This is a genomic window from Vibrio sp. M260118 (assembly GCF_036533755.1).
Taxonomy (GTDB): domain Bacteria; phylum Pseudomonadota; class Gammaproteobacteria; order Enterobacterales; family Vibrionaceae; genus Vibrio.
The window spans coordinates 1-8711 of sequence record NZ_JATABG010000135.1 but is presented as its reverse complement, the minus strand read 5'-3'; the positions used below and the strand labels follow the sequence as shown (position 1 = coordinate 8711).

At 44.7% G+C, this 8711-nt stretch carries 8 protein-coding genes and 1 pseudogene; 2 read left to right on the top strand and 7 right to left on the bottom strand.

The window, feature by feature from the left end; translation table 11 throughout:
• A partial coding sequence (gene amt, locus QTO00_RS09980) for an ammonium transporter (protein ID WP_331424621.1) occupies positions 1-1629 on the bottom strand: 1629 nt, incomplete at its 3' end.
• Between the two features lie 519 nt (positions 1630-2148).
• On the opposite strand from amt, the gene QTO00_RS09975 reads away from it, so the two are divergent.
• Both QTO00_RS09975 and QTO00_RS09970 read left to right on the top strand, forming a co-directional pair.
• A complete protein-coding gene (locus QTO00_RS09975; protein ID WP_331424620.1) occupies positions 2149-2985 on the top strand; it encodes a formate/nitrite transporter family protein in 837 nt (278 codons plus the stop codon).
• A gap of 38 nt (positions 2986-3023) precedes the next feature.
• The gene (locus QTO00_RS09970) at positions 3024-4739 is read left to right on the top strand and encodes a bifunctional protein-serine/threonine kinase/phosphatase (RefSeq protein WP_331424618.1); all 1716 of its coding nucleotides are present in this window, start codon (positions 3024-3026) and stop codon (positions 4737-4739) included.
• A 111-nt stretch (positions 4740-4850) separates the two neighbouring features.
• Here QTO00_RS09970 and trpB read toward each other — a convergent pair whose 3' ends face one another.
• The 6 genes and pseudogenes from trpB to QTO00_RS09940 form a co-directional block, all read right to left on the bottom strand.
• The gene (gene trpB, locus QTO00_RS09965) at positions 4851-6074 is read right to left on the bottom strand and encodes a tryptophan synthase subunit beta (protein ID WP_331424616.1); all 1224 of its coding nucleotides are present in this window, start codon (positions 6072-6074) and stop codon (positions 4851-4853) included.
• Between the two features lie 186 nt (positions 6075-6260).
• Positions 6261-6710, bottom strand: a complete 450-nt coding sequence (locus QTO00_RS09960) for a GyrI-like domain-containing protein (protein ID WP_331424614.1) — start codon at positions 6708-6710, stop codon at positions 6261-6263.
• Positions 6711-6826: 116 nt separating this feature from the next.
• Entirely contained in the window at positions 6827-7159 is a 333-nt protein-coding gene (locus tag QTO00_RS09955; protein ID WP_331424612.1) for a zinc ribbon domain-containing protein YjdM, read from the bottom strand.
• A gap of 85 nt (positions 7160-7244) precedes the next feature.
• A complete protein-coding gene (locus QTO00_RS09950; protein ID WP_331424610.1) occupies positions 7245-7841 on the bottom strand; it encodes a class I SAM-dependent methyltransferase in 597 nt (198 codons plus the stop codon).
• 12 nt (positions 7842-7853) lie between these two features.
• Entirely contained in the window at positions 7854-8270 is a 417-nt protein-coding gene (locus QTO00_RS09945; protein ID WP_331424608.1) for a VOC family protein, read from the bottom strand.
• Between the two features lie 36 nt (positions 8271-8306).
• Positions 8307-8711 (bottom strand): annotated as a pseudogene (locus QTO00_RS09940) (DUF4336 domain-containing protein); the annotation flags it as partial.

Genomic DNA, 8711 nt, shown 5'->3' with positions numbered 1-8711 from the left:
GGTTCTTTGGAGCTTCAACTCATTCCGCCTATTGATAAGCAATCCATCGTATGAAGAGAAGCCATGGTTAAGGCTTTGCTGCGCAAAATTGCGTTTATCAACAGGCACAAAGTAATCAATAAAGCTCTTTCCCTTCACCGAGCTTTTCGGACATTCGAATGTTCTTTCAGCGGTAGGGTTAAACTCCAAAATATGGCCTTTATTGTCCAACGTGACAATACAATCCATTGAGGAGTCTAAAATTGCACTCTTGCGCTTTTCACTCTCTTGGAAATCATTGATCGCGTTGTCTCGGTTTGAGATTTCGGCTTGGACACGCTTGATGACTTGGTTGTACTGACTAGCGACCAAGCCAACTTCAGTAAAAGGATGTTCAGGGACTTGGCGAGAGAAATCTGCACTGTCTTTCTGCTTTTTCATTGAGACCAACAGATCAAGCATCTCTGTTGCCGCATTGTGCTCCGCGACATTCATACCTTTCTCTTCGTCTGCTACCGAGACACGTAACGGGATACGTTTATTAAGCAGAAAAAGTACGCTGTAGCCAACTGCAATACACCATAAGCTAATGCATACAATTCCTAACAACTGCACTCCTACCTGTTCGAATCTCGATAATCCTGTATCCAAGATTGAGAGGTCGCCAAGTAGACCCACAGCCATTGTTCCCCATATGCCAGGGACAAGATGCGCAGGAACAACACCGAGAGCATCATCTATTTTCCACTTCTCCAGTTGCTCGGTCGCATAGAAAACTAATAATCCAGACACGGAACCAATGATCATGGCATCAACTGTTCCGACAGCATGACAACCAGCGGTAATCCCGACAAGACCTGCAATCACGCCATTAAGCAAATGGGTAACGTCTAAAAATCGGTACTTTAAATAATAGGCAGAAGAGGCGAGAACCCCGCCCCAGGCTGCAGATAAACACGTCATGAGCAGAACTGAGGGAACGTTGTGATCAAAAACTAAAGTACTGCCCCCATTGAACCCGAACCAGCCAAACCAGATAAGGAGTACGCCTAGTGCAGATAAGGGTAAGTTACTGCCTTGGGGAAGCTGTACACCTTGCTCAAATCGACCAATTCTAGGTCCGATGATAAGCACTGCTACCAAAGAGAGCCAGCCACCAACACCGTGAACAACCATGGAGCCAGCAAAGTCGACAAAACCAAGCGCTTGCAACCAACCCTGATTGTCAGAGTTAAAAGCGCCGCTCCATGCCCAGTGACCAACAACAGGGTATATAGCAATACTCATTACTAATGCACACAACAAATACCCATTGAACGACATTCTTTCCGCTACCGCGCCAGACATCAGCGTTGTCGCTGTGCCACAGAACATTACTTGAAATAGAAAGAAACTGATATCCCAGGGGCTACTCTCCACATCAAGGAAGGATGGAGAAAAACCGATAACCCCAAGCAGGCTATCACCAAACATCAAAGAAAAGCCCACAGCCCAAAAGCCGATCATTGCGATGATAAGGTCAGAGATGTTTTTTGCTGCCACGTTGATACTGTTCTTACTTCTAATACGCCCACTTTCTAAGCACAAGAAACCGGCTTGCATTAAAAACACCAAAAATGAACATGTTATCAACCAGAAATAGTCCGCCATAGAAGTCAGGTCCTCTTTGCATGTACCACGCGATAAACACCAATCAGCTGGCAGTCAGTCCTCTAGTAACGTCTTGAATTGACCCAAAGGTTCGCACCAGACAATCCACAACGGCGCACCAATAAAGGGCATATTTACTAGTCAACACTGTTACAATCGAAGCTCATATCGAACAACCTGGCACAGCCCGATTTAACTGGGTTTGCACCGTCAATTAACGTCATAAATCAGGGCTTAGAAGCACTTTATCGATCTTGAGAACCTATCGCCTACCTATCTCTCTATGCAAGAAATCAACCAAATGTAAGAAGTCTAATTCCCCTCACAATTGACGCTAATGAACAAATAAGCTGCACAATGATATAAAAACAGGTGCACTAAAATAGGGCTAAAAATTAGTCACTTAGCAAACCTGAAACATATTTTTACATCTAAAGCATTGTATTTTAATGAGTTTATTTTTCTGGCACGGTACTAGCTTTATTCCAATTAGCAATTAAAACTGAGGAGAGTATTGCGATGTCTTATATAGAGCCGAAAGAGTTTGCGACCAAGATGGTCGATGCAGGTGAACAAAAGATATTTATGTCGATCAAAGACACCCTAGTTCGAGCCTTTATGGCCGGGGCCATCTTAGCGTTGGCGGCTTTCTTCGCCATAACCGTAATCGTCAAAACAGGTAACCCTCTGGTGGGGGCGATCTTATTCCCAGTTGGCTTCATTATGCTCTACTTAATGAAGTTCGATTTGTTAACAGGTGTCTTTACCTTGGTGCCTTTAGCTGTCATTGATAAACGTTCAGGATGTAGCGTCAATCAGATGCTAAGAAACTGGGGCCTAGTGTTTGTAGGTAACTTTGCTGGTGCATTAACCGTAGCCTTTTTTGCTTCCTTCATTTTGACATACGGATATAACACCGATGGCGGTACTCTCGCAGCCAAAGTTAGTACCATAGGCGAATCCCGAACACTTGGTTACCAAGAGCACGGCTTAGCAGGTTGGTTTACCATTTTCATTCGCGGCATGCTTTGTAACTGGATGGTATCTATGGGCGTGGTAGGCGCAATGATCTCAACCCATGCCAGCGGTAAAATGGTCGCGATGTGGATGCCAATCATGCTGTTCTTCTTTATGGGCTTTGAGCACTCAATCGTAAACATGTTCCTGTTCCCATTCTCAATGATCATGGGTGGTGACTTTACAGTAATGGACTACTTAATCTGGAACGAAATCCCAACGGCACTAGGTAACCTAGTGGGTGGATTCTTACTGGTAGGTTTACCGATTTATCTTACTCATGTGAGAACAAGCCCAGAGCGTAAAGCTGCTGTCGGCGCTGAACTAGCGACAAAATAACGACTTGGACGCCCCGCTGGTAACAACGGGGCTATTTTATGTCTGCTCAACTAAAAATAGATATTGCTCAAGTTACTAGTGCTGGCATCAAACCACTGAATCAAGATGCGATTGGCGCCAAAATTCCTTCTGGTCATGCACTTGAAAATAAAGGTGTCGTAGTGGCGATGGCTGATGGGATTAGCTCGAGCCAAGTTAGTCAGGTAGCTAGCGAAACCGCGATACACAGCTTTATTAATGATTACTTCTCAACATCCAGTGCTTGGTCAGTCAAACACTCCGCAACCAAGGTGCTCCAAGCTCTCAACTATTGGCTCTATGCGCAAGGCCAGCAAAGCTTAGATCGCTTTAATCCTGACAAAGGTTACGTATGTACTTTTAGCGCTGTGGTTATCAAGTCGCATACAGCGCACATATTAAGCACTGGCGATACGCGAGTTTACCGTTTTAGCGCAAACCATCTAGAGCAACTGACCGAAGATCACCGACGTGCGGTCGATGCATCAAACAGTTATCTCACCAAAGCACTCGGAATCGCCCCACAGCTTGAGGCCGATTATCGAGAATACCCGATTGAAAAAGGTGACATTTTTGTCGTTGCTACTGACGGTATTTACGAGTTTGTTCCGCGTAAAAGCATCATTGAACTATTGAGTCATGCTGTAGGCGACCTTGAGCAAAAAGCACACAAAATCAAAACACTGGCTCTAGACAATGGCAGCGATGACAACCTGTCACTGCAATTGGTTAAGATCGAGCAGTTGCCACAACGAGAGTTCAATGAAGTTTCCACTCAGCTTGATACGTTACAACTACCACCAGCATTAAGTGCAAGGCAGGTGTTTGACGGCTTTTTGATCGAGCGGGCTTTGTCAGTGACCAGTCGTAGCCATATCTATTTAGCCAAGAACGAGAAAACCGGACGCAAAGTGGCACTTAAAGTTCCTTCTGAAGAGATGCGCACGAAGCATAGTTTTTTAGAAAGTATGTTGATGGAGGAATGGGTTGGACAAAAGCTTAGCAGCCCTTACCTATTGGAAGTTATTCCCGCAGAAAAGCGCTATTTGTATATGGTAGCAGAGTATTTAGAAGGGCAAACCCTAGCTGAGTGGCTACAAGATAACCCGGACCCGCCACTCGCGAAAGTGAGAGACATCATCACTCAAATCGCCAAAGGTTTACAAGCGATGCATCGGCAACAGATGATCCATCAAGACCTACGCCCGAACAATGTGATGATTGACGAAAGTGGTAGCGTAAAGATTATCGATTATGGCGCCGTGTATGTGGCAGGTATCGGTGAGATAAAAGACAGAAGCTTCGCTATCCCAGGAACGGCGCAGTATAGTGCCCCAGAGTACTTTATTGGTGAGCTTCCAACCCAGCAGGCTGATGTTTTCTCATTGGGCGCCCTAACCTATTTCCTGTTAACTCAACAACTCCCTTACGGTACCCAATTATCAAATTGCCATAACAAGCAAGCGCTGGCGAAGCTCAGATATCACTCACTACGATCTTACAACCCAGAGATTCCTGAATGGATTGATTACGCAGTTAAAAAAGCCACTCAGCTTGATGTAGGTAAAAGGTATATTGAGGTCAGTGAATTTGTTCATGACTTTACCCACGCTAACCCACAAGCGAAGCCAATGAGCTCTCTACCTTTGGTTGAACGTAATCCCGTCAGGTTTTGGCAGTTATTGTCGCTAGGACTATTTGTTAGTTTAATTATGGTGTTAATCATAGATGCCTAGGAGTGTGGCCAAACCGCTAAGTTTGACCATCTTGCTGAGTATTGATGATGTCTCTTGTTACTGGCCTAGCTATAAGCCAGGCCATCCTCGTTAAAGCAGTGAACCTAACGATTAAATCAGAGACTCAATACCGTATTGTTTACCGTAGTTTTCAACCACAAAGTCGATATCTTTATCACCACGGCCAGATAGATTAAGCAGGATTGAGCCCTTCTCGCCCTGTTTAGCCAATTTAAGTGCATACGCCACGGCATGAGCAGATTCAATTGCGGGGATGATTCCCTCCAAACGTGACAACTCAAAAAACGCATCGATCGACTCTTTATCGTCAGCAGTACCATACTGAACACGGCCAAGATCTTTTAAATAACTGTGTTGAGGTCCAACTGATGGGTAATCTAGACCACTCGCTACCGAATAGACCTTTTGGGGTTCGCCATTGTTATCTTTCAGCATGTAAGATTTAAAACCATGCATCATCCCAGGCTCACCTAGGGTTAATGTCGCAGCATGCTCACCTTCTTCCACCAACGAACGGCCTGCAGGCTCAACGCCATGGATAGCCACCGCTTCATCTTCTAAAAACGCTGTAAACAGTCCCATGGCATTTGAACCACCACCAACACAAGCAACAAGGTTGTTAGGGAGCTCGCCAGTCATCTCTCGGAACTGCTCGCGAGCTTCATTACCGATGATAGATTGGAAATCACGTACCATCATTGGGAATGGGTGAGGACCAACCACAGAGCCAATCGCATACAGTTGAGTAATTGGGTCTTTTAGATAGGCTTCGAACGCAGCATCTACTGCTTCTTTAAGGGTTTTACGACCATGAGTGGCAGGGATAACCGTGGCACCTAAAATGCGCATGCGAACCACATTTGGGTGCTCTTTTGCGATATCAACTTCACCCATATAGATATCACACTCTAGGCCGACGAGCGCTGCGGCCGTAGCCAGTGCGACACCATGCTGCCCCGCACCTGTTTCAGCAATAAGCTTCTTCTTACCCATCTTCTTGGCGAGCAACGCTTCACCCAAGCAGTGGTTAATCTTATGTGCGCCAGTATGGTTTAGGTCTTCACGCTTTAGGTAGATATCTGCACCATACTTTTTCGATAGATTTTCCGCATGAAAGATAGGACTTGGACGACCAACAAAATGCTTGTATAGACGCGCGAGTTCCGCTTGAAATGCAGGATCTTGGCGGCATTTATCATATTCAGCAGTGATCTCATCAATTACCTTTTGCAACTCCTCGGGGATAAAGCTACCACCATATTCACCAAAGTAGCCTTGAGCATCAGGCAGCGCGTGTTCAAACGTATTCTTCATAACGAACCTTGTCCTATCCAACTAGTACGAAAGATCATCATAAGGAGGTTGGAAGACTCTCACAAGTGCAACAAATGGCATTATCTAGTGAGCTCACATTTTTACATTGGCTGACCTAAGTCTCCCATTGTGAAAAAGATTTCTTTATAAGTATCTTAGCGTTATCTCGTATTCGCAACCAGTCACCTACAACTCAACCCCTATATATATCTCCACTTCATCGGCACTTTTGTAGAATTCAAAGTCGGTGTTGTAGGAACGTTGATGGGGGTAATTAGGATCTGAAAAATACGCCCAAACCTCTTTCCACAGCTCAATGACAACAGTTGGAAATTCGCCTTTAGCAGAAAATACTAAGTAATTTCCTGTAGCAATTTGGGTTGAAACGAAATCTGCATCGCTGCTAATCAAGCAATCCGAACAGGCAATAACATCGAACTCGCCTGTATAATCCGATTCATAGTTAGTGTATAAGCCATAAACCTTCGCCCCAGGATCTAGGCTAGGAGCTACCTCGCTAAAGAAACGTTGCCATAAATGCCCTATCTTTGCTGTCCCTTCCTCTTGCTCTGCTAGATTAGTTGTGCGCACAGAATAACCTGCAACATCGAATCCTTGGATCTTTTGTAATTTCATTTTTTGCTCCTTGTTTTCTATGCCCTACATAGTAATAAGCCCCTACTGACAACAACTGTCAGTAGGGGCTCTTACAAAGCGATAAAACGCCAACCAGAAATAGAAAATCTCAGGTTCTAGGCTTTCTTCACAAACTTGGCGGTGACCATCATCTCGCCCGCGCCATCGACTTTACAATCGAGCTCGTGATCTTTTCCTTCAACAATACGCCTCACAACTGCTTTAGTGCCGATCTTTAACACAAGCGAGCTGCCTTTTACTTTTAGGTCTTTGGCTAGGGTGACTTTGTCGCCTTCAGCGAGCTCTGTTCCATTGGCATCTCTGGCGATGAAGACATTCTCGTCTACTTCATTTGGGTTCCATTCAAAGGCACACTCGGGGCAAACAAGATTGATTTGATCTTGATAAACGTATTCAGATTGGCAGTTAGGGCAAGGAGGAAATGACATATCAGATATTTAATTGGTGGAACGTAAAACCTATGATAAACCCTCTCCTACTTGGTTTCGAGTAGTATTGCTTTAATCGAATCGATTAACGCAGTTTCACCGCAACCACTGAGTAAGTATGCCAGTGCTTCAATCTACCTAATGAGGTTTTGGCTTGCTCGTCTCGCTCGAAGAATCGGATGATTTCAAAGTTGGCAAAGAGTGAACGTAGGTGCGATTCAGAAAGTGGTGCAGTCGGGCTACGGTAGTTATTCGCCCAACTGTCTTTTGTCCCCATAAAGTCACCCGCAAAAACACCGCCTTTAACAAGACAAGATTCAATCTTCTGCCAAGTTGCGTCGAACGCTTCAGGTTCAGCGAAAAACAGACTTGAGTTGGCAATAACCACGCCACACTCCGGGTAGTTATAGTTCTCGAACGAGTGCTGTGAAACATCCGCCAAAGGATTACCGCCAAATCTGTCTCGGCAAATGGCGATTGAATCTGAGTTGATATCAAAGCCATGTACTTGATAGCCTTGTTGCAGCATGTAATCAATATCACTGCCTACCCCACAGCCACAATCAATCGCCACCTTAGATGAAGACTCATTTAAGCTCAGAGCAAACTCAGTACGCTTAGCGTGAGGTCGAGTCAGAGCTTTCTGGTAGTACTCACGCCAAATATCGCTATTATTATCCATAACTGAGGTTAATTATCGACTTGCCATTGGATGGTCTGGATTTAACTGCAGTAAATCCCACAGGTTGCCATATAGGTCTTCAAACACTGCCACTGTGCCGTAGTCTTGCTCTTTAGGCTCACGGACGAAGTTGATCCCGATCGATTTCATGCGGTTATAGTCTCGCCAAAAGTCGTCAGTATTTAAAAATAGGAATACTCGACCCCCCGTTTGATTACCAACAAAGCTGTGCTGCTCAGGTTTAGATGCCTTAGCAAGCAGCAAGGTCACACCATTGGAGTTTGGCGGAGCGACAACCACCCAACGTTTATCTTGTTCGGGTTGGTAAGTGTCTTCTATTAGCTCGAACTTCAATTTATTGACATAGAAATCAATCGCATCATCGTAATCTTCAACGACTAATGCGATATGGACAATACTCTGCTTCATTTACAACCAACTAAGTTTCACAAGATAGATGAACTTTTATATTAACCATTTAAAGGATTTAGTTAAGAACTCCTTAGCGTTTTGCCTCACGATTTCACCATGCGACATCACCAACACTTGAGGATTCCACTGTAATAAACGGTCAAGGTGTTTGCGGGCATCCGCTTTGCCAAACATAAAACTTAATCGCCAATCAATAGGCATTTTTCCATTGGGAGCGAGTATGCCTACGCCTTTCGCCACCAAGCGTTGCCAATAGTTGAACTCTTGTCCTGAGAAGTTTTCCACCAAGTCAGTCACAATTAGAACATTCGAGAGTTTGTGAAAGAAAACGCACTCTTGCATCAAGGGTGAACCAGAGAACAACACTTGTTCTATGTCATCACTCCAAGGCCAGCCAGAACTACTGTTTAAAGAGGCATTAAAACTAATATCTTGGCG

What these genes read in the sequence shown, in the direction of transcription:
- QTO00_RS09975 (WP_331424620.1), top strand. Translation starts at nt 2,149, where the DNA reads ATGTCTTATATAGAGCCGAAAGAGTTTGCGACCAAGATGGTCGATGCA.
- QTO00_RS09970 (WP_331424618.1), top strand. Translation starts at nt 3,024, where the DNA reads ATGTCTGCTCAACTAAAAATAGATATTGCTCAAGTTACTAGTGCTGGC.
- trpB (WP_331424616.1), bottom strand. Translation starts at nt 6,074, where the DNA reads ATGAAGAATACGTTTGAACACGCGCTGCCTGATGCTCAAGGCTACTTT.
- QTO00_RS09960 (WP_331424614.1), bottom strand. Translation starts at nt 6,710, where the DNA reads ATGAAATTACAAAAGATCCAAGGATTCGATGTTGCAGGTTATTCTGTG.
- QTO00_RS09955 (WP_331424612.1), bottom strand. Translation starts at nt 7,159, where the DNA reads ATGTCATTTCCTCCTTGCCCTAACTGCCAATCTGAATACGTTTATCAA.
- QTO00_RS09950 (WP_331424610.1), bottom strand. Translation starts at nt 7,841, where the DNA reads ATGGATAATAATAGCGATATTTGGCGTGAGTACTACCAGAAAGCTCTG.
- QTO00_RS09945 (WP_331424608.1), bottom strand. Translation starts at nt 8,270, where the DNA reads ATGAAGCAGAGTATTGTCCATATCGCATTAGTCGTTGAAGATTACGAT.